This window comes from Tabrizicola sp. (genome assembly GCF_041919135.1).
Lineage (GTDB): Bacteria > Pseudomonadota > Alphaproteobacteria > Rhodobacterales > Rhodobacteraceae > Tabrizicola.
On record NZ_JAYRUJ010000006.1, the window covers coordinates 154,757 to 176,197 of the forward strand.

Sequence of the window (21,441 nt, forward strand, 5' to 3'; positions counted from 1 at the left end):
CTGTCGCATCCCCCCGAGCCGGAAGCGGCATCAACCGCCTCCGGGCAGTGCAGCCTACTGGGCCATCCAGCTGGCGATCAGCTCCGGGTTGGCCTTCACCCAGGCCTGGGTCACCGCGGCCGGATCCTCGCCATTGACCACCGCCAGCGACCATGCGTTCACATCGTCGGCTGAAAGCTGGATGTTCTTCAGCAGGTTGACGAGCGCCGGCTGACGTTCTGACAGCGAGCTGGACCAGGTGATATGCACGCTGGTGTCCGCATAGGCCGAGGCGACATGGGACTTCGCCATCCAGTCCGGATCCTCGGTCGGCTGCACCATCACGAAATTCGCCGGATCGTTCGGCGGCTCTTCCAACATCGCAATGTCGTACATGGCAAAGTTCTGATGCGGACCATAGCAGTAGCCGACCCAGGGCTTGCCGGCCTTGGCGGCGCGGTCAAGGCCCGCAGTCGCCACGGCCTCGTCGGTCGACTGCAGTTCGAAGAAATCGGCAAAGCCATAGTCGCGGGCGCGGATCGTCTCGGTGTTGGTCGATTGCCAGCCCTGCGGCCCGATCCAGATTTCGCCCTTGCCGTCGCCATTGGTATCGAACAGCGCCGCGTTTTCGGGGTTTGCAAGGTCGAACACGGACTTGATGCCATATTCCTCCACCGTGACCTTGGTCACGCAATAGCCGTTCAGCGCCTCGAACGACTTGTCCGACATCGTGACGGTCTTGTCCTCGTCGACATATTTCGCGACCATCCCCGACTGGTTCGGCAGCCAGGTCTCGGTCCAGATGTCGATCTCGCCATTGCCGCGCGCCATCGCCTCGAAGATCACCGGCACCGCCGTGGTGGTGACCATTTCCACCTCAAGCCCGAGGGCCTCTTCGATGACAGCCTTGACGGCAAAGGCCGTCGTGCGGCCCGAGATATAGTTCGGGTCCGGGATGACGACATCTGCGGCCTGCGCGGAAACGGGCGCGGCGGCCAATACAAGGAAAGCCAGAGATTTCGAGCCGAAGTTCATGTGGTATCTCCCGTGTTCGCCCCCTAACAATTCAACAACTTGACCATGTTGCAACACCTCGATTCGGGGATTAGAAAATCTAATTCCGATCATTCCGGCCTGCGGGGCGGCAGCGGATCAGGGGCCTGCCACCAACCCGGCGTCGCAGCAGGCCGCGACTGCCTGGCGTCGCTCAGACCATCAGATAGCCGCCATCGACGACCATCTCCGCCCCGGCCACGAAGCCGGATTCGTCGCTGGCCAGATACAGGACCATGAAGGCGATGTCGTCGGGCTTCCCCAGCCGGCCGATCGGATGTCGCGCCAGCGCCTTGGCCTTCTCGGCCTCCAGCGTGCCAAGCCCCGCGAGGTAGTTCTCGGTCTGTGGCGTCCAGATATAGCCGAGATGGATCGAGTTGCAGCGGATGCCATAGGATTGCTCGGCGCAATGGACCGCGACAGCCTTGGTCAGGGTCCTGACCGCGCCTTTCGAGGCGCAATAGGCCGCCAGATCCGCCTCGCCGATGATCCCGTCGATCGAGGAGAGGTTGATGATCGACCCGCCATGCGCCTTCATCAGCGCAACGGCGGTCTTGCAGCCCAGGAAAACCCCGTCGGCATTGACCGCCATGCACCGGCGCCACTGGTCCATGTCGCAGCTTTCGATCGTGCCGATCGGCGCGATCCCGGCATTGTTCACCAGGACGTCAAGACGCCCCTCGGTGGTGCGCACATCGGCCTCGACGCGAGCCCAATCCTCGGGCGACGAGGTATCCTGAACGATCCCTCGCACTTCGGCGCCCGCCGCGCGCAGGGCTTCAACCGCCTTCTCCAGATGGCCGGGGTGGATATCGGTCAACACTAGCCGCGCCCCCTCTCCGGCCAGAAGGGTTGCAGTGGCCAATCCAAGGCCCATTCCGGCCCCGGTGATCAAAGCGATCTTTCCGTCAACACGTCCCATTCGATTGCCTTGCCGTTGCTTCGATGCGTTCAGTTCACAGCAGCGCTTCGGCCGCCAGGAGATCGTAGAAGGGTTGGTGATGGGCGAGATGCTCGCGCATCCGGGGATGCGTCTGCGCCATCCTGTCGAACTTCTCGCGGGTTTCGCGGATCTCGTCATCGCCGAGCGGGCGAATGCCGCTCGAGGTACTGACGTCACCGTGCCAGCCACCCACCTGATCCCAATCCTTGGGCTTTTCGGCCTGCCAGTCGAAAGCCGCCTCGGAGAAGGGCAGGCCGACCGCCTTCCAGTATTGCGCCATCGCCGCGCGCGTGTCCTTGCGCACCGCCTCGGCGCGGATGACGACGGGCTTGGTCCCCGCCGCCTTCAGTGCCGAATAATGTTTCCACTGCGCCTCAAGTCCGATCTCGTCCAGCGTCACCTCCGGGTCAAGCTTGTGATAGGACGTGATCGAGGCGACCGGATCGCGGATCAGGAAGGTATTGACCAGCCGTCCGGCAAAGATCGCATCGTCAAGGATATGCGGCATTACGTAATAGGACATGTCCTTGAAGAACACCGGCCCGCTTTCCGACCGGGCGATCAGGTGGTCGCGGATCGCCGCGTAGCTGACCGGATGATCGGGGCGGATGTCGAAATGGGGCATGACCCGAATGCCGCGATGCACATAGTAGTCGTACATGAACGGCTCATGCGCGCAGTCAAGGTCGCCACGCTCGCGCATGACCCGCTCCATCGCGGTCGACATCGATCGCGGATGCGACCAAAGGGCAAAGATCCTGTTCATGTTGGTCGTTCTCCTGTCTTACGCCCTGATAAGGCCCATGCTTTCAAGCTTGAGGATGACCTGATGCGCGCAGGCATCAACGTCGGTGCCCTCGGTCTCGACCCGGAGTTCGGGCTTCTCGGGGACCTCGTAAGGGTCGGAGATGCCGGTGAATTCCTTGATCTTCCCCTCACGCGCGAGCTTGTAGAGGCCCTTGCGGTCGCGGCGTTCGCATTCCTCGACCGAGGTGGCGACATGGACTTCGACGAAGGCGCCGAAGGCCTCGATCATCTCGCGCACGGCGCGGCGGGTCGCGGTATAGGGCGCGATCGGGGCGCAGATCGCGATGCCGCCGTTCTTGGTGATCTCGGAGGCGACATAGCCGATGCGCTTGATGTTCAGGTCGCGGTGTTCTTTCGAGAAGCCCAGCTCGGACGACAGGTGCTTGCGCACCACGTCGCCGTCCAGAAGCGTGACCGGACGGCCGCCCATCTCCATCAGCTTGACCATCAGCGCGTTGGCGATGGTGGACTTGCCGCTGCCCGACAGGCCGGTGAAGAACACGGTGAAGCCCTGCTTGTCGCGCGGCGGCGAGGTGCGGCGCAACTGCTGCACCACTTCGGGGAAGGAGAACCACTCGGGGATCTCCAGCCCCTCGCGCAACCGGCGGCGCAATTCGGTGCCGGAAATGTCAAGGACGGTGCAGCCCTCCGGCACTTCGTTGGCCGGGAAATACTGCGCCTTTTCCTGCACATAGACCATGTGCTTGAAATCGACCATGGTCACGCCGATCTCGGCCTGGTGCTGCTTGAACAGCTCTTGCGCGTCGTAGGGGCCGTAGAAATCCTTGCCCTGGCTGTTCTTCCCGGGGCCGGCATGGTCACGGCCGACGATGAAATGGGTGACGCCGTGGTTGCGGCGGATCAGCCCGTGCCAGACCGCCTCGCGCGGGCCGGCCATCCGCATCGCCAGATTGAGCAGCGACATATGCGTGGTCGCGGCCGGATACTTGTCCAGCACCGCCTCATAGCAGCGGACGCGGGTGAAATGGTCCACGTCGCCCGGCTTGGTCATGCCGACGACCGGGTGGATCAACAGGTTCGCCTGGGCCTCGCGCGCGGCGCGGAAGGTCAGTTCCTGGTGCGCGCGGTGCAGCGGATTGCGGGTCTGGAAGGCCACGACCTTGGTCCAGCCGACCTTGCGGAAATAGGCGCGCAGTTCGTTGGGCGTGTCGCGGCGGGCCTTGAAGTCATAGTGGACCGGCTGCTGGATGCCGGTGACCGGGCCGCCCAGATAGACCTTGCCGGCCCTGTTGTGCAGGTAGTTCACCGCCGGATGCGCGAGGTCGTCGGCACCAAAGACCTTTTCAGCCTCGCGCACCTTGTCGGGGATCCACTTGTCGGTGACCGAGAGGATCGCCAGGATCACGCCCTCGGCGTCACGCAGCGCGATGTCCTGCCCCGGCTCGACCTTGGCGGCAAATTCCTCGGGCACGTCCAGCGTGATCGGCATCGGCCACAGGCTGCCGTCCGCGAGGCGCATGCTTTCGACCACGCCGTCATAATCGGCCTCGGTCAGGAAGCCCTTCAGCGGGTGGAAGCCGCCATTCATCAGCAGTTCCAGATCGCAGAGCTGGCGCGGGCTGAGATCCCATGAGGGCATCGCGCCCGCCTCATGCTTCAGCTTCTGCGCGGATTCGGACGAGACATACAGCTCCGAGATCGGGGCAAGACCGGGGACGGCCATTGGGGATAACCTTTCTTCAGACTGGGGACCGGCTGCGCAACAGCCGGTCGGAAACGAGGGCAACGCAAGTGATGATGCCGCCGGAAATCAGACCGGCCCCGGCATCGGCTTTCGAAAGTGCGACATAGACCTGCTGACCAAGCTCGCGCGTGCCGACCAGCGCGGCGATTACCAGCATCGACAGGGCCGCCATGATGGTCTGGTTCAATCCCAGCAGCACCGAGGACCGCGCGAGGGGCAGTTTCACCTGCCACAGCATCTGCCAGCGCGTCGCGCCCATTTGGACGCCCGCCTCGGCCAGATCGGCGCGGACATTGCGCAGGCCGTGCTCCACATAGCGGATCGGCGGCACCACGGCATAAAGTACGATGGCGATCAGCGCCGTGAACTCTCCGACCTTGAACAGCATCAGGGCCGGGATGAGAAAGACGAATTGCGGCATGGTCTGAAGCGTGTCGCTGACCGGCCGCAGGATGGCCGAGAACCGGGCGCTCTCGGCCGCAAGGACGCCCAGCGCGCCGCCGATGGCAAAGCTGATGATGACTGCCACGGCGCAGAGATAGACAGATTGCATCATCGGCACCCAGAGGCCCGAAATCCCCGCCAGAACCAGACCGGCCATTGCCAGCGAGAACAGGCCCGGCCCGCTCTTCTGCCAGGTGGCGACCCCGACCACGAGAAAAACCCCCGGCCAGGGAAAGCCCGGCAGCCCGGTCCAGAACAGCAGCGCGACGAAACCGGCGACGATCCCGCGCATCGGGCTCTGCCAGCCCAGCGCCAGCACGATCCCGGCGGCGACCACGACATAGGCGGCGGTGATCGCGGGCGTGAGCGCAAACCCCCAAACCATGGGGCTGGCAGAGCCGGAGAAGCCGATCCGCATCGGCAGCATCACGCCATAGTTGATCGCATTGCGCAGCACCGCGAAGAAGGGGGCGCTCCAGCCGACGAAATCCAGCAGCCAGCCATCCAGTTGCCGCAGCCAGCGCTGCCCCTGCTCGCCCGGCAACAGGTCCCGACCCGCCAGCGCAAGGGCGGCCAGCAGCACAAGGACGATCCCGGCCAGCAACCAGCGCGCCCGGATCGCGTGCGCCCGGCGGCGGGCAAATCCCCTGGTGATCCGGTCCAGCAGCACGGCGATCAGCACGATCACCAGTCCGGCCCCCAACGAGCGGCCAAGCTCGGCCGCCCGCATCGCCGACAGCACCTCCCATCCAATGTCGTTGAAGCCGCCGATGATAGCGACGATAATCACCATCGACAGCGAGGCCATGGTGGTCTGGTTCACCCCCACCAGCAGCTGCGGCAGCGCCGAGGGGACCTTGGCCTGCCAGAACAACTGCCCCGGCCGCGCGCCGGCCATCAACGCGCTTTCGACGATCGCCGGCGGCACCTCGCGCAGGCCGACCAGCGTGTTGCGGACCATCGGCGGCACCGAGAAGATCACGCTGGCAGTCAGGCCCGCCATCGGGCCGAAGCCGAACAGGATCAACAGCGGAATCAGGTAGCCGAAGGCCGGCCAGGTCTGCATCACATCCAGAAGGGCGATCAAGGCGGGCTGCGCCCTTGGCAGGCGATGCGCCAGCGCCCCCAGCGCAAAGCCGATCCCGACCGCCGCCGGCACCGAGATCATCACCAGCGCCAGCGTGTTCATCGCCTTGGGCCAGTAACCCATCGCGACGACCACGCCCAGCGCGGCCGCGGTGAAAAGCGCAAGCCGCGCGCCTCCGGCATGAAGCGCGATCACGGTGACGGCGAGGACCGTCGCGGGCCAGGGTGTCCAGGCCAGCCCGCTGCGGATCGCGGCCAAAGGTGTCTCGGTCACGGCGGAAAGCACCATGCCGAGGGGGCGCACCGCTTCGAATATCGGAGTGACGGCCGCGTTCAGCCAGCTGGACAGGTCCAGCGCCAGCCCCGCCGGAAAGGTGCCAAGGACCGGGATCAACCGGGCGAGCACCACCAGGACGATGGCCAGCGCCAGCAGCCCGGCCCAGAGCCGCTGCCGCTTCACTGCGGCCGGGGCCGTCATGTCCGTGGCCCTTTCGCCTTGGCGCCGTGACGCGCGTCGCGTTGCAGGACATCCAGCACGGCGCTGGCCTCGAGCACCAGCCCGGCCTCTCCTGCGACACGGAAGCGGCCCTGCCCGGCGGCCAGCGCCGGCAGGACCACCTCGATCGGTGCGGCGGCGGGGACCGGCGCGCCATCGACCTCTTCGCCCCGCCCCGGTCGGGCCAGATCGCGCACGCGAATGGCGCGGCTCAACGCCACTTCGGCGGTGAAATCCGCCACATACTCATCGGCGGGCGACAGCAGGATCTCGGCCGGGGTGCCAAGCTGGATGATCTTGCCGCCGCGCATCAGAGCGATCCGGTCGGCAAGACGGCAGGCTTCCATGATGTCATGGGTGATGAAGACGATGGTCTTTTTCAGCTGGCCCTGCAGGCGCAGGAATTCGTCCTGCATCTGGCGGCGGATCAGCGGATCAAGCGCCGAGAAGGGTTCGTCAAGGAACCAGAGGTCGGGGTCGGGAGCAAGCGACCGGGCAATGCCGACGCGCTGTTGCTGGCCCCCCGAAAGCTCGGAGGGAAGCGCATCGGCCCGGCCGCCAAGTTCGACCAGCTCCAGCATCTCACGGGCGCGCGCCTCGCGGATGTGGCGCGCAACGCCCTGGAGCTTCAGCGGAAAGGCCACGTTTTCCAGTGCGGTCAGATGTGGCATCAGGCCGAAGCTCTGAAACACCATGCCCATCTTCCGGCGCCGGATCTCGGTCAGTTCGTGGCCGCTGATCTTTGCCAGATCCTGGCCGTCGAACTCCATCGTGCCGTATTCGACGTCCAGAAGCCGCGACAGGCAGCGGACCAGTGTTGATTTGCCCGAACCGGACAGACCCATGATGACGAAGATCTCGCCTTTCTTCACATCGAAGCTGGCATCGACGACCGCAGGAATGTGTCCCTCGCCGCGCAGGCGCGCGGCAAGGGCATCCGGGTCGATCCGGTAGCCGGCGGTGTCGAAATAATAGGCAGGCCTGGCCCCGAAGACCTTCCAGAGGTTCCGGCAGCTCAACATGATGTGAGGCGAGTCTTGCGCCATCGGGCGACCTCCTGTCGGACCGGCGTAGGACGATCAGTTCAGCGCCGCATCCAGCCACGGACGCCAGAGGGCCTCGTTCTCCTCGACCCAGGCCGTGGTCACCGCATCCAGCGACTGGCCCTTCTCGTCGATGGCGAGCATCATCTTCTGCTGGTCCTCGGTCGAGAGCCGGAAGGATTTCAGGATTTCGTAGGCGGCCGGCCATTTCCCGGCAAAGCCCGACCAGACCACCTTGTTGACGTCCGGCGGCATGATGCAGTGCTCGTTCGACTGATCGACGCAGGGCGGCATGTCGATCCAGCCTACCTCCACCTCGGCAAGGATGAAATGCGGCGCCCAGAACATCATCACCAGCGGCGTCCGGGCGGCTTCGGCCGCGCGCAATTCGGCCAGCATCGCCCCTTCCGAGCCGGACGGAACCGCCGTCAGCGGCAGGTTGTTGTCGGCGATGATCGTCGCCGCACGCGAGCCCCAGTCAGCCGGATAATCAAGGAAGCGCCCGTTCGGCAGCGTGTCCGGCGTGGCCAGAAGCCCCACGCAGGCGGGATCCTTCAGCGCCTCCCACGAGGGCAGGGCCGGGCAGATCTCTTCCATGAACTTCGGATAGATCCAGCCTTCGTTGGTCGTCAGACCCAGCGTGCCCAGATCCTCGACCTTTTCAGCCTCAAGAACCTTGGGGTAGACCTCGCCGACGTTGTTCAGCCAGATCTCGACCGAGGCACTTATCTCACCGTCCGCAAGCCCCTGGAAATGGGGATAGTTTCCGGCGGTGACGTATTCGGCCTTGTATCCGGCCTTTTCAAGGATCTTTCCCGCGATCTGCGCCGAGATTTGCGCCCCGGTCCATTCCAGCATGGCAAGTTTGATCGGATCGCCCACCGCCCCGATGTCCGCGGCCATGATCGGCTCGGAAGTCAGGGCAGCCAGTGCGAAGGCGGATATTCCAGCATTGATGCATTTCTTCAGCATTACATCTCTCCCTGTCAGTCATTCTTGTTTGGTCTTTCGCGCCTACCAGAGCGCGCCCCCGGTAACCTTGATCTCCTCCATCGTGATGCCCCTGGCCGCATCGCCGATCAGGAAGGCGATCACGGCGGCAATTTCCTCGGGCTGGATGATCCGGCCCTGCGGGTTCTCTGCGGCAATCTCGGCGCGGGCCTCGGCCACGCTGCGGCCCCGGCCCTCGCGGGCGACAACCTCGGCAAGATCCGCCTGCATCATCGGCGTCTCGACCCAGGTCGGGCTGACCATGACGCAGGTCACCCCATGCGCCGCGCCCTCCAGCGCAACGCAGCGGGTGAGACCCAGAAGCCCGGCCTTCGAGGCGCAATAGGCGGGATTGTCCTTCCACCCCACCGAGGCGGCGGTAGAACCGATGTTGACCACCCGCCCCCAGCCCTGCGCCAGCATGGCCGGAAGGCAGGCGCGGATCATGCGGAAGGCGCCGGTCAGGTTGGTCTCGATGATCCGCTGCCACAGCTCGTCCGAATGGCCCTGCACCGGCTGTTCGGCGGTCACTCCGGCGGCGTTGACCAGCACATCGGCCGCCCCGAACCAGTCGGCCGCGCGGGCGCAAAAGGCATCGACCGACTGCGGGTCGGTCAGGTCCAGCACGTCCCCGCGGATCGCCCCGCCCCCCGCCTCTGCGGCGGCCTCCATCGCCGCAAGCGCCGTGCGCCGGGCCGGACTGGTCAGGTCGCGCGCACCAACAACGACGCGATGTCCCTTCTGCAAGAGGTCCAGCGCAATGGCATTGCCGATCCCGGAAAGCCCGCCGGTGACGATCACCCGACGACCGGCCGGAACGGTCATTGCTGCGCCCCCCGCATCCGCAGGTTCCCCGGATCGAACGGCGCCTCGGAGAGAATCCGCGCCCCGCGACGCTTGCCCAGAACCTCCACCTCCAGCCCGTCGCGCGCATGGCGGTCGCGCAGATAGGCCAGCGCCAGAACCTTGCCGGTGCGGTGGCCATAGGCGGCCGAAGTCACCACGCCGACGCAGCGGTCACGCTGCCAGACACCATGCGAGTAGTACGGATCCGCCTCGCCCGGATCGAGTTCCAGCAGCACCATGTCCCAGCGGTTTTCCTCGGCCATGCGCCGCACAAGCGCGTCGCGGCCAATGAACTCGTGGTCGGGTTTCACAAGGAAGCCCATGCCGGTCTCGGCCGGGGTGCGCTCGGTCGTGAAGTCCGATCCCCAGGCGGCATAGCACTTTTCCAGCCGCATCGCGTTCATCGCATAGGCGCCGAAGCAGCCGATCTCCTCGGGTGCACCCGACCGTTCCAGTGCCAGGAACAACTCTGCCGCGCGGTCGGCGGCGACGTGCAACTCCCAGCCCAGCTCGCCGACATAAGAGAGCCGCATCGCCCGCACGGGGATGCCCGCAATGATCATTTGCCGCACCGACATCCACGGGCCGACCTTATCCGCGGTCAGCCGTTCCAGGATCGCCTGCGACCTGGGACCCATCAGCCCGATCACCGCGAAGGCATCGGTCACGCGCGAGATGGTCACGTCAAGGCCTGCGGCCCGCGCCCGCAGAAGATCGTCGTCGCGCATCTCGGCGGCGGCGGCCGAGGTCAGGTAGAAATGATCCTCGGCCAGGCAGGCGACGGTGAACTCGGATTCCGTGCCGCCGGCCGGCGACAGCGCATAGGTCAGCCCCACCCGGCCCGGCTGCGGCGCGAGGTTGCAGCCAAGCCGGTCGACAAAGGCGCGCGCATCTCTTCCCGTCACCTCGAATTTCGAGAAGACCGACATGTCGGCCAGACCGGCCGAGGTGGTTACCATCCGGCATTCCCGCGCCACGGACTCGAACCAGTCGGGGCGGCGGAAGGTCGGGGCGGCGGGTCCGCCGAACCAGTTCGGCCGCTCCCAGCCATAGGCCGCGCCCATCTGCGCGCCGCGTTCCTGCATCAGATCGTACAGCGGCGTCAGGCGCTTGCCGCGCGCGGCGGGGCGCTCTTCATGCGGATAGTGGACGCCGAACTGCAGGCCGAAGCACTCGATGGCCTTCTGGACGCGATAGTCGCGGTCGGCCCAGGGACCGAAGCGCCGGCTGTCCACCGCCAGCGCATCCATCGGCGGCGCGCCTCGGGTCATCCAGTGCGCCAGGAACCAGCCCGAACCGCCGCCCTCCATTACCCCCATCGACGAGCCGGTCAGCAGCCAGGCGTTCGGCAGCCCCCAGGCCGGGCCGATCAGGGGGTTGGCGTCGGGCGTGAAGGTGATCGGGCCATTGACCACCGATTTCACCCCCCCGGTCTCCAGCGCCGGAATCCGCGCCATGGCGGCCAGAAGGATATGCTCCACCCGGTCGAGATCGGGCGCCATCAGCTCGGCGCCGAATTCGGGCGGCACGCCGTCGACCGACCAGACCTGCGCATCCTTCTCATAGGGGCCAAGGATCAGCGCATCCCGTTCCTGCCGGACATACCAGCTTTCCTCGGGATCGCGGATCATCGGCAGCTCGGGCAGGCCGGCGGCAATGCGTTCGGCCACAGCAGGAACGGTATCGGTCACCAGATATTGGTGCAGCACCGGGACCGAGGGGACATTCGCCCCCATCATCGCCCCGATCTCCCAGCCCCATGTCCCGGCGGCATTGACGATGTGCCGGGCGCGGATCGGCCCCTGCCTGGTCTCGACCAGCCAGTGCCCGTTCTCGCGCCGGATCGCATGGACCGGGTTCCAGCGCAGGATCGTGGCCCCCCCGGCGCGGGCCACTTTCGCCATCGCATTGGTCGCAAGCGTCGGGTCGACATGGCCGTCGTCCGGCTCGTAGATGCCGCCAAGGATGCCCTCGGTGCGCGCCAGCGGATGCAGCGCGGCGACCTCCTCGGGGGATTTCAGAAGGCGCAGCTCGTATCCGGTGAACTTCGACAGCCCCGCGACATGGGCAAACTCGTCCATGCGGTCCGGGTTCGAGGTGATCCGCATGGCACCGCTGCGATGGAAGCCGCAGCTTTCGCCGGTCTCGGCGGGCAGGATGTCGCGGTAAAGCCGAACCGAGGTGGCACGCAACTCCTGAATGGTCGGGTTGTGGGCGAAATGGGTGCAAAGCCCCGCCGCATGCCAGGTCGAGCCGTGGGTCAGGTCGTTCTTTTCGGTCAGGACGATGTCCTTCCAGCCCGCCTTGACCAGATGGTACATCAGCGAGACACCCATCGCCCCGCCGCCGATGATCAGAACCTGTGCCTCGGTGGTCATGCCTTCATCCTCTTGCCGGCAGGATCGAAGGGCGGACGGACCAGCGCCGTTGCCGCGTAATGCTTGCCAGCGATTTCAATCGAGAAGTTGCGCGCCGCGGTTGCCATCGCGTCCTCTCCGGGGGCGATCTCGACAAGACCCAACGCCAAGGTCTTTCCGGTCCGGGCCCCGCGTGCCCCGGATGTGGTCAGACCGACCACCCGGCCGCCCTCGCGGATCGGCTCGTCATGCAGGACCAGCGGGTGATCCGGCAGGTCGAACAGGACTAGCCGGCGGCGCACTCCCGCTGCCCGCTGCGCCAAGAGCGCGGACTTGCCCAGAAAATCCTTGGACCAGTCGATAGTGAAGCCCAGCCCCGCCTCCAAAGGCGAGATGTCCTGCCCCAGATCGTGGCCCATGTGGCGAAAGCCCTTCTCGATCCGGCAGGCGTCCAGGGCGTAATGGCCCATCGGCCTTGCCCCCGCCGCCACAAGCGCCCGGAACACCTCGGCGGCACCGGCGACCGGGATGTAAAGCTCCCAGCCGAGTTCGCCGACAAAGCTGACCCGCTGCGCCAAGCAGGCCCGGCCTGCCAGCGTCACTTGCCGCGCGGTCGAGAACGGGAAAGCCTGCCAGTCGTCGAAGGACAGCCGCGCCAGAAGGTCGCGCGACCCGGCCCCCATCACACCGACCACGGCCTCGGCCTCGGTCGCATCCACGATCTTCACGTCGAAGCCGGCCGCGCGGCGGCGCAGCCACGCCCCGTCGCGCCAGCGTGTCGCCGCGCCGGAAACAAGGCGGAAGCAGTCCCTGCCATCGCGCCGGATCGTCACATCGGCCTCGATCCCGCCCCGCGCATTCAGGAGGACCGTATAGACCGCCTGCCCCAGCGGCACATCAAGGTTCGCGGTGGCGACATGCTGCAGGAAGGCCAGGGCGTCCGGCCCGGAGATATCGAACTTCCCGAACGGCGACAGGTCCAGCAGCACCGTCCCGCTCTGCATGACGGAAGCTTCGCGCACCGCGATCGGATACCAGGGCTGATCCCCGACCGACCAGGGCAGATCGCGCTCTGCCGCATCCTGCGCGTACCAAAGCCCGCGTTCCCATCCGGCGGTCAGGCCAAAGACTGCGCCCGCCTTTGCCCATTCCTCATGCAGGACCGATTTCCGCAGCCCGCGCCCGGCTTTCGGCTGCTTGAACGGCCAATGCAGCGCGAAGACATCCGCGACCGCCTCCTCCATCCGGGCCTCTACATGCGCCGCCGCCGCCGCCAGCGGATCGGCGCGGGCGATGTCGACCTCCCAAAGGTCGATCGGCGGATGACCGTCGATCATCCAGTCGGCCAGCACCCGCCCGACCCCGGCCGAGGACATCACCCCGACCGAGTTCATCCCGGCCGCAACGAACAGCCCGTCCAGCTCGGGCGTTTCGCCCAGCAGCATCCTGGAATCGGTGGTGAAGCTTTCCGGCCCGTTCATGAAATGCTGGATGCCGACCTGCGCCAGCCCCGGAACCAGTTCCAGCGCGGCCTCCATGAAGGGGGTGAACTGCTCCCAGTCCTCGGGCATTGCAAGGAACGGCCGGTCGCCCTCCGGCCCCCAGGCATCCCAGCACTTGGCGCGCGGCTCGAACCCACCGATCACCAACTTGCCCGCATCGCCTTTGACATAGATGCCGCGGTCCAGATCCCGCAGGACCGGAAATGGATGCGGCAGCCCCGGCATGGGTTCGGTGACGACATACATATGCTCGACCGCCTGCAGGGGAAGCGTCACCCCGGCCTGATCGGCCAGTCGTTTCGACCATGCCCCGGCGCAGAGCGCGACCTGATCGGCAGGGATCACCTCGCCATCCGCCATTTCCACGCCGCAGACCCGGTTGCCTTCGGTCAGCAGGCGTGCGACGCGGGCGTTCTCACGGATGACCGCACCCCGCGCTTTCGCCTGCCGGGCATAGGCCATGCACAGGTCCACCGGGTTGACATTGGCGTCTTCCTCGACCGCCATCGCGCCCACGACGCCGGTCAGGTCCAGCCCCGGCACCGCAACACCTTCGGGCCCCGTGATCGCGGGATGCAGGCCGAAGTGACGGCCAAGTGCCGCGATCCGGTGCAACTCGTCCATCCGCGCGGGATCACGCGCCAGCCAGAAGCCCCCGGTGCGGCGATAGCCGGTGGACAATCCGCTTTCGGCCTCAAGCCGCGGAAACAGCTCGCCGGCATACATGGCCAGCCGCGTCGCATTGGGCGTCGCCCGCAGCGGCCCGACGATTCCGGCCGCGTGCCAGCTGGTACCCGAGGTCAGGGTGTTGCGCTCGAGCAGCGTCACCGCGACGGTCTCATTCCGGGTCAGGTGATAGGCAAGACCCAGCCCCACAGCCCCGCCGCCAATGATCACGATCTTCCGCATCTACCCCACCGCTGGCCTTCTAGGCGCCAAGTCAGACAGAGAGAGAGGAGGTCGCGCAAGGATAGACAGCTATCATTAGAGATACTAATCTCTCGCAGGGCGTCGGACCTTTGGCGCCCGGCCCAGGCACAAACGGCGGGTTCTGATCACCATGAAGGCGCGTGCACGGCAGAACGGCAAAGATGAGCCGGATATCAATCTCTTTCGCGCGATCGAGGTCTTCATGGCGGTCGCCGAGATGCAGCAGGTGACGGCTGCCGCCTCGGCGCTGCGGATGACCCAATCGGCGGCCTCGCAGCATCTGAAGAACCTCGAGACGATCTTCGGACTTGCATTGTTCGACCGCTCGGTGCGTCCGATCACGCTGACCTACGCCGGCGAGATGGTCAAGCGGCATGGCTATCGCCTTCTGAACCAGATCGACGACCTCAAGCGCGACATGCACCATCTGGAAACCTCGTCCCTGCCTGTGCTGCGGGTGGGACTTCTGGCCTCGATCGCGACCACGCTGACGCCAGGGTTGTACGACCTGATCAGCAAGGAGATGGGCGTGCCCGAGTTGTTCCTGTCGGCGGGCCTCGCCACCGATCATTTTGCGGGGCTGAACGACCGGCGGCTGGACATTGCCATCACCTCGGAACGGCTGCTGGAGGCGCCCGGCTATTCGTTCACGCCGATTCTGGACGAGCCGTTTTTTCTTATTTTGCCAGACAGTTACACCGGCCCTGACAACGACATCACTGAAATCTCGCGCAGGCTTTCTCTGGCCCGGTTCGGCACCACAACCCCCGTGGGGCGCCGCACCGATCAGCATTTGCAGCGCTGCCGGCTGGACCTGCCGCGCGCCATCGAGGCGGACCGGACCGCGATGGTCATGGCCGGGGTGATCACCGGCGAATGCTTTGCCATCCTGTCCCCGACCCTGCTGATCGACGGTGTCGCCGAGGGGATGCGGCTGAAGATCCGCCCCCTGCCCTTCGCCCCGTTCAAGCGGACCATCCAGCTTGTCAACCGCCGTGACGATCTGGGCAGCATTCCCCAGCGCATCGCCGTCGAATGCCAGAAAGTCCTGAAGAATGCCTTCGACCGCCACTTCCCGCAGACTGCCGGGCAGGTGATCTACTACGAGATCCCTAATCCACCCCATTAGGATAACCTATACTAGCATTTTGCTCTGTCTCGATCGCATGGCTGGCCTCTATCGTCCCTTCCAGGCCGGCAATCCGCGGCAAGCAGACGGAGAGACCAATGCAGGAACGACGGGGCCGCAGCGCCCGGATGCAAGAGCGCCGTGAGAAGAACAGCGTCTCGTCCCCCTATGTGCTGCGGCGTATCGGCATCGTCAGCCTGATCGACGACGAGTCGGTGGCGATCGTCGAACGCAACGCCGACCGGATCCTGGACGAGATCGGCATGGATTTCCGCGGCGATCCCGAGACGCTGGAAATCTTCCGCGCCGCAGGGGCCCGCGTGGATGGAGAGCGCGTCCGCTTTGATCCCGGCTGGTGCCGCGACAAGATCAGGACCGCGCCGAAGGTCTTTACCCAGCACGCCCGCAATCCGGCGCGCTCGGTACAGATTGGCGGCAATGCCCAACTGTTCTGCCCCAGCTTCGGCCCTCCCTTCGTGCATGACATGGAGAAGGGCCGCCGCTACGCAACGATCCACGACTTCCGCGAGATCACGAAGCTGCACTACAGCCTGAACGCCGTACACCACTCGGGCGGGGTCGTGGTCGAGCCGGTGGACCTTGCCGTCCCGGTCCGCCACCTGCACATGGCCCATGCCCATCTGACCCTCTCGGACAAGCCCTTCATGGGGGCCGTTACCGCCCCGGAGCGTGCCCGCGACACCATCGAGATGGCCAAGTTGGCGATGGGCGAGGCGTTCGTCGACCAGAACTGCGTGCTCTACTCGGTGGTCAACACCAACGCGCCCCTGGTCATGGACGAGACCATGCTCTGGGCGCTGAAGGAATATGCCAGGGCCGGGCAATGCACCGTGGTCTCGCCCTTCGTGCTGGGCGGGGCGATGTCTCCGGTTACCGTGGCGGCGACGCTGGCGCAGGTTCTGGCCGAGGTGATGGCCAGCGTCGCGCTGATCCAGTTGATCCGCCCCGGCGCGCCTGCGGCTTTCGGCACCTTCTTCTCGCCGCTCAGCCTGCGCACCGGCGCGCCGACCTTCGGCACCCCCGAGGGGACGCAATTCCAGATGTGCGCCAAGACCCTGGCCGACCGTCTGGGCCTGCCGTTCCATTCGGTGGGCGCGCTGACCGCCTCGAAGGTGCCGGATGCGCAGGCCGGTTATGAAAGCCAGTCGCAGCTGATGGGCGCGGTGATGGCGGGGGTCAACTTCATCATCCACGCCACCGGCTGCCTGGAGGGGCTTCTGACCACCGGGTACGAGAAGATCGTCATGGACGCCGACCGCTGCGCCGCCGCCGCGCGCTTCGTGCAAGGCATCGACTTTTCCGAGGCCGCGCAGGCGATGGACGCCTTTGCCGAGATCGGCCCCGGCGGCCACTTCCTTGGCGCCACCCACACGCGCGAAAACTTCGAGTCCGCTTTCTGGCTGGGGGAGATGTCGGACAACGGCACTTACGAGCAGTGGACAGCCGAGGGCGGGCTGTGGCAGCACGACCGCGCTTCGGCCCGCGTAAAGCAGATCCTGCGCGACTATGAAGTCCCCCCAATGGATATCGCCATCCGCGAGTCGCTGGACGACTTCGTTGCCCGGCGCACCTTTGAAATCACCGGAGAGAAAGCATGACCCTGCAGACCGACTGGAATCTGGAAAAGACGGCCGCGCGGCGAGACCGCTATTATTCCGCAAGCCAGAAGAAGTTCATCCCCTTCCGCGACCCGATGGTCTTCCGGCGCGGGCAGATGCAGTATCTCTGGGACGAGAAGGGCCGGAAATACACCGACCTGCTGGGGATGAACGTCTGCATCTCGGTCGGCCATTCGCACCCCGAAGTGGTGAAAGCCGCGATGGAACAGGCGCAGGAACTGACCCATTGCACGACCATGTTCTATCATCCGGTCCCCGCTCATTTCGCCGAGGAACTGGCGGCCACGATGCCGAAGGGCCCGAAGGGTGACATCGAATGGGTCGTCCACTTCACCAACTCGGGGTCCGAGGCCATCGACCTCGCAATGGCGATGGCGCGCGGCTATACCGGCAATCTTGACCTTCTGGCCCTGCGCACCGCCTATCATGGCCCGACATCGGCCGCGCAATCGGTGACCGGCATCGCGGGCTGGCGGCATCCGGGCATGCCGGGGAATGTTGCCTTCGTGGCCGAGCCGAACCAGTATCGCGGCATCTTCGGCCAGAATGTCGGGGCCGCGCCCTATCTCGACGAGATCGAGCGGGTGATTCAGACCGCGACCACCGGCAAGGTGGCCGGGATTCTGGTCGAGAGCGTGCAGGGCTATGGCGGCATAATCGAGATGCCCCCCGGCTACATGTCGGGGGCGGCCGAGCGTATCCGTGCGGCCGGCGGACTGTATATCGCAGATGAAGTGCAGTCGGGTTTCGGTCGCACCGGCGACCACATGTGGGGGTTCGAGGCTGATGGCGTGATCCCCGACATCGTGGTCATGGCCAAAGGGATCAGCAACGGTTTCCCGCTGGGTGCAGTCGTCGCGCGCAAGGAAATCGCTGCACCCATGGCCGCGAAGTTCATGTTCCACACCTATGGCGCAAACCCGACCTCCTGCGCCGCCGGACGTGCGGTGCTTCAGGTCATCCGCGAAGACAGGGTGCAGGAGAACGCGCGTGTCGTCGGGGCCGAATTGCTCAAACGGCTCAGGGATCTCAAAGAGCGCCATGCGGCGATCGGTGACGTGCGCGGCCGGGGCCTCATGCTTGCGATCGAGATGGTGAAGGACCAGCGGACAAAGGAACCCGACGCGGCCACGACCGCGGCTGTCTTCGAAGCCTGCCGCGATGCCGGGCTGATCCTGTCGAAGTCGGGACCTTTCCAGTCCTGCCTGCGAATGGTGCCGCCGATGTGCCTGTCGCTTGCGGATGTCGAGCAGGTTGCGCAAGGGCTCGACCAAGCGTTCACGCAAGCGGCACGGACCGGCGGATGAACCTCCCCTGGCATCCGGGCGACTTGCAGGGGGCGACCGGAACGGCGGGCGACCTCTTCGTCTTCGCCCTGGAGCCGGGGTTTTCCGCGCTGTCGCTGTTCACCGCGCTGGAGACGCTTCAGGCCCTCAACATCGCGGCAGCCGCAAAGGATCGCACCATCAAACCATGGGATCAAACACCTAGCCATGGCGCCGGGACGTGCGGTCCGAACAGGCCGCGCCCGGCTCCATGATTTCGGCGCATCCGTCAGGGCGGCCTGAAGCCAGCGAATAGATGCGTGCTCCTCGCAGCCCCTGCAACGCACTGGATTTGCTGCTGCCTTTGGTCTAATTTCCGATCCATGAAGCGTCTTGAACGGAAGAATGTCCTGATCACCGGCGGGGCTGGCGGCGCGGGCGCGGCCAGCGTGCGGCTTTTCGCCCGGGAAGGCGCGCGGATCATGATCGCCGACCGTGATGGCGAGGCGGCGCGTGAACTGGCCGAAGAACTGACCGATGCGGGCCACGATGTCGGCTGGGTCCATGCCGATGTCTCGCTGGTCGAAGGCGCCCGCGCCGCGTTTCAGGCCGCCAGCGAAAGCCTGGGCCGGATTGACGTGCTGTTCAACCACGCCGGCATCATCCTGGTGAAGCCCTTCCTCGACTGCACACTCGAGGAATGGGATGAACTGATGGACAACAACGCCAAATCGGCCTTCCTGATGACCCGGCTGGTGCTGCCGCAGATGCTGGAACGCGGCAAGGGCACGCTGGTCTTCACCTCGACCACCGGCGTGCGGGCGGCGACGCATCTGGAGGCGCTGTATTGTGCTTCCAAGGCGGCGATGCACCAGCTGGCGCGGGCGCTGGCGGTCGAGTATCGTGACCAGGGCATCCGCTGCAACCTGATCTGCCCCAGCTTCGTGCGCACCCGCCACGGCGAGCACGAGATTGCGCAGCTGCGCAGTTATGGCGTCTTCGCCTCGGAAAGCGATGTAAACGCCATGCAGGGTCGGATCTGTGAACCCGAGGAAGTGGCCGAGGTGGCGCTGTTCCTCGCCTCCGACGCCTCGAGCTTCGTCAACGGGGCCGAGGTCTTCGTCGACAACACCTTTACGGCGGTCTAGCCGTGCTCTGGGGTCTGCGCCCGCTGGAGCCGAAGGCCGCGCACGGGCTGGCCGTGGATCTGCTGCAACGCCAGATCCATTCCGGCCTGCTCTTGCCCGAGGAACGCCTGCCCGCCGAACGCCAGTTGTCCGACCAGTTCGGCATCAGCCGTGTCACATTGCGCGAGGCGCTGCGGGTGCTGGAGACCAGCCAGTATATCAGTGTGCGGCGCGGCGCGCAGGGCGGGGCCTTCGTCTCGGACGCCGACCGGCTGGGCCAGATGGCGCGGCGGCGCATCGCGCGGGCGCCGGCGGCCTCGATGCGGGTGGTGGAATATCTGGTGGTGAACCAGACCGCCGCCGCCCGCTTTGCCGCGCTGCGCCGCGGGCCGGCCGACCTGAAGAAGATGCGCGAGGCGCTGGCGCTGATGCGCGACGCCCCCGATCCCCCGCGCCGCAAGCAAGCCGAGACGCTGTTCCTGCTGTCGGTAGCCGACAGCGCGCAGAATCCGCTTCTGTCGCGCGGGGTCGAGGATGCCCTCGCCGAGCTGTTCCTGCCCTTCGAGACCGCGCCTGAAGAAGGATCGGTCGCCGCCGCCCTGGCCGCCTATCGCGGCCTGCTGGAGGCGCTGGAGGCCGAAAGCCCTGACTCGGCCGACCGGGCGATGGAGACGGTGAACGCCCGCTTCTGGGGCGCCATCCGCCGGATCACCCGCACCGCCGCCTGAATCGCCCGGACCCGTCAGGAAGGGCTTGACAGACTCGGCTCCAGGCTATTGGTATGAAGGGCATACCATTGAACCAATAGGATCGGCATGAACATCGATTCGAGAGCCCTGGCCCGGGCGCCGCTGGCGGGGCGGCTGGACGGGCGCACCGCGATCATCACCGGGGGCGCGAATGGCATGGGCCTTGCGGCGGTGCGGATGTTCGCCGAGGCCGGGGCCAAGGTCGCCATCCTGGATATCGCCGCCGGGGCAGGGCGGGCCGCCGAGGCCGAACTGACCGCCCATGGCCACAAGGTCATGTTCATCGAGACCGACGTGACCCGCTCCGACGCCGTGCGCGCCGCGCTGGCGCAGGTCAACGCTGCCTGGGGGCCGGTGGATACGCTCTTCAGCCATGCCGGCACCATCATCGTGAAGCCGCTGCACGAGTCGACCGACGAGGACTACGACCGGTTGATGGCAATCAACGTGCGGTCGTCCTTCATCGTCTGCCGCGAGGTGGTGGCGCAGATGCGGCGGAACGGCGGCGGCTCCATCGTCATCACCTCCTCCATCGGCGGCGAGAAGGGCTTCGCGCTGGAAAGCATCTACTGCATGTCGAAGGGCGCGGTGCTGCAACTGGCCCGCTCCATCGCCATCGAATATCGCGACCAGGGCATCCGTGCCAATGCGGTCTGCCCGGCCTTCGTCAAGACCGCCCATGGCCTGCGCGAGATCGAGGAACTCGACGGCCTGGGCCAGAACTGGAACGAAGCCGACCTGCACGCAGTGCAGGGCCGGCTCTGCGAGCCGGAGGAGGTGGCCGCCGCCGCGCTGTGGCTGGCCTCGGACGAGGCGAGCTTCGTCAACGGTACCGCGCTTTACGTCGACAACGGCTGGTATGCCAAGGGCTGAGGCCCGGGCGCCAGGAACAAGAGGGAGGAAGAACCATGAAGACCATTCTCGCCACGGTCGCGACCGCCGGGATCGCGCTCGGCGCCCCGGCCTTCGCCTTCGAGCCGGAATCGGACCAGACCATCAAGCTGATGCAGGCCGACTGGACCTCGATGCTGATCAACACCGAGATCCTGAACATCATCCTGTCGACCTACGGCTATGACGTGGAAAAGGTCATCGCCGACGACAGCGCCCGCTACCCGGGCTTCGAGAGCGGCGACCTGACCATGGCGGTGGAAACCTGGCAGACCACGCAGGACAAGGCCTTCAACGCCTCAGTCGGCACCGGCAAGGTGCTGGACATGGGCGAACTAGGGTCAGGACCCATTGATCTTCCACTTTCGGCGTGATTCAGGCTCCGCAAGGAGACTGACCTATGACCAACCTTTTTTGGCTGACGGACGTGCAGATGGCACGGCTGCAGCCCTTCTTTCC

18 protein-coding genes are annotated in these 21,441 nt (G+C 65.9%); 8 read left to right on the top strand and 10 right to left on the bottom strand.

Features of this window, described 5'->3' with window-relative positions:
• Positions 1-54 precede the first annotated feature (54 nt).
• The 10 genes from ACE3UA_RS06925 to ACE3UA_RS06970 form a co-directional block, all read right to left on the bottom strand.
• Entirely contained in the window at positions 55-1,014 is a 960-nt protein-coding gene (locus ACE3UA_RS06925) for a glycine betaine ABC transporter substrate-binding protein (protein WP_374643693.1), read from the bottom strand.
• A 172-nt stretch (positions 1,015-1,186) separates the two neighbouring features.
• Positions 1,187-1,954 (bottom strand): SDR family oxidoreductase, encoded by a 768-nt coding sequence (locus tag ACE3UA_RS06930; RefSeq protein WP_374643694.1) that lies wholly within the window; start codon positions 1,952-1,954, stop codon positions 1,187-1,189.
• Positions 1,955-1,988: 34 nt separating this feature from the next.
• Positions 1,989-2,741, bottom strand: a complete 753-nt coding sequence (locus ACE3UA_RS06935) for a hypothetical protein (RefSeq protein WP_374643695.1) — start codon at positions 2,739-2,741, stop codon at positions 1,989-1,991.
• An 18-nt stretch (positions 2,742-2,759) separates the two neighbouring features.
• On the bottom strand, positions 2,760-4,466 hold the full coding sequence (locus ACE3UA_RS06940) for a bifunctional sulfate adenylyltransferase/adenylylsulfate kinase (protein ID WP_374643696.1): 1,707 nt from the start codon (positions 4,464-4,466) through the stop codon (positions 2,760-2,762).
• 16 nt (positions 4,467-4,482) lie between these two features.
• The gene (locus tag ACE3UA_RS06945) at positions 4,483-6,495 is read right to left on the bottom strand and encodes an ABC transporter permease (protein ID WP_374643697.1); all 2,013 of its coding nucleotides are present in this window, start codon (positions 6,493-6,495) and stop codon (positions 4,483-4,485) included.
• Positions 6,492-7,559, bottom strand: a complete 1,068-nt coding sequence (locus tag ACE3UA_RS06950; RefSeq protein WP_374643698.1) for a glycine betaine/L-proline ABC transporter ATP-binding protein — start codon at positions 7,557-7,559, stop codon at positions 6,492-6,494. Before ACE3UA_RS06950 ends, ACE3UA_RS06945 begins: the two co-directional genes overlap by 4 nt.
• A gap of 33 nt (positions 7,560-7,592) precedes the next feature.
• The gene (locus ACE3UA_RS06955; protein ID WP_374643699.1) at positions 7,593-8,528 is read right to left on the bottom strand and encodes an ABC transporter substrate-binding protein; all 936 of its coding nucleotides are present in this window, start codon (positions 8,526-8,528) and stop codon (positions 7,593-7,595) included.
• Positions 8,529-8,570: 42 nt separating this feature from the next.
• Complete coding sequence (locus ACE3UA_RS06960) at positions 8,571-9,371, bottom strand: SDR family NAD(P)-dependent oxidoreductase (RefSeq protein ID WP_374643700.1); 801 nt, start codon at positions 9,369-9,371, stop codon at positions 8,571-8,573.
• A complete protein-coding gene (locus ACE3UA_RS06965) occupies positions 9,368-11,770 on the bottom strand; it encodes an FAD-dependent oxidoreductase (protein ID WP_374643701.1) in 2,403 nt (800 codons plus the stop codon). Before ACE3UA_RS06965 ends, ACE3UA_RS06960 begins: the two co-directional genes overlap by 4 nt.
• Complete coding sequence (locus tag ACE3UA_RS06970; protein WP_374643702.1) at positions 11,767-14,160, bottom strand: FAD-dependent oxidoreductase; 2,394 nt, start codon at positions 14,158-14,160, stop codon at positions 11,767-11,769. The genes ACE3UA_RS06965 and ACE3UA_RS06970 overlap by 4 nt, the downstream gene beginning before the upstream one ends.
• Positions 14,161-14,311: 151 nt before the next feature.
• Between ACE3UA_RS06970 and ACE3UA_RS06975 the strand changes: the two genes are divergently transcribed.
• The 8 genes from ACE3UA_RS06975 to ACE3UA_RS07010 all read left to right on the top strand — a co-directional run bounded on the left by ACE3UA_RS06975 (position 14,312) and on the right by ACE3UA_RS07010 (position 21,356).
• The gene (locus ACE3UA_RS06975) at positions 14,312-15,310 is read left to right on the top strand and encodes a LysR family transcriptional regulator (protein ID WP_374643703.1); all 999 of its coding nucleotides are present in this window, start codon (positions 14,312-14,314) and stop codon (positions 15,308-15,310) included.
• A 98-nt stretch (positions 15,311-15,408) separates the two neighbouring features.
• Positions 15,409-16,929 carry a trimethylamine methyltransferase family protein gene (locus ACE3UA_RS06980; protein ID WP_374643704.1) on the top strand — a complete coding sequence of 507 codons (1,521 nt, stop codon included), beginning with the start codon at positions 15,409-15,411 and terminating at the stop codon, positions 16,927-16,929.
• Positions 16,926-18,257 carry an aspartate aminotransferase family protein gene (locus tag ACE3UA_RS06985; protein ID WP_374643705.1) on the top strand — a complete coding sequence of 444 codons (1,332 nt, stop codon included), beginning with the start codon at positions 16,926-16,928 and terminating at the stop codon, positions 18,255-18,257. The genes ACE3UA_RS06980 and ACE3UA_RS06985 overlap by 4 nt, the downstream gene beginning before the upstream one ends.
• Positions 18,254-18,490, top strand: a complete 237-nt coding sequence (locus ACE3UA_RS06990) for a hypothetical protein (RefSeq protein ID WP_374643706.1) — start codon at positions 18,254-18,256, stop codon at positions 18,488-18,490. The genes ACE3UA_RS06985 and ACE3UA_RS06990 overlap by 4 nt, the downstream gene beginning before the upstream one ends.
• Before the next feature lie 108 nt (positions 18,491-18,598).
• Positions 18,599-19,363, top strand: a complete 765-nt coding sequence (locus tag ACE3UA_RS06995; protein WP_374643707.1) for an SDR family NAD(P)-dependent oxidoreductase — start codon at positions 18,599-18,601, stop codon at positions 19,361-19,363.
• A gap of 2 nt (positions 19,364-19,365) precedes the next feature.
• Entirely contained in the window at positions 19,366-20,070 is a 705-nt protein-coding gene (locus ACE3UA_RS07000; RefSeq protein WP_374643708.1) for a FadR/GntR family transcriptional regulator, read from the top strand.
• Between the two features lie 87 nt (positions 20,071-20,157).
• A complete protein-coding gene (locus ACE3UA_RS07005; RefSeq protein ID WP_374643709.1) occupies positions 20,158-20,964 on the top strand; it encodes an SDR family NAD(P)-dependent oxidoreductase in 807 nt (268 codons plus the stop codon).
• A 35-nt stretch (positions 20,965-20,999) separates the two neighbouring features.
• Positions 21,000-21,356: a glycine betaine ABC transporter substrate-binding protein gene (locus ACE3UA_RS07010; protein WP_374643710.1), complete on the top strand. Its 357-nt coding sequence runs from the start codon at positions 21,000-21,002 to the stop codon at positions 21,354-21,356.
• Positions 21,357-21,441 lie beyond the last annotated feature (85 nt).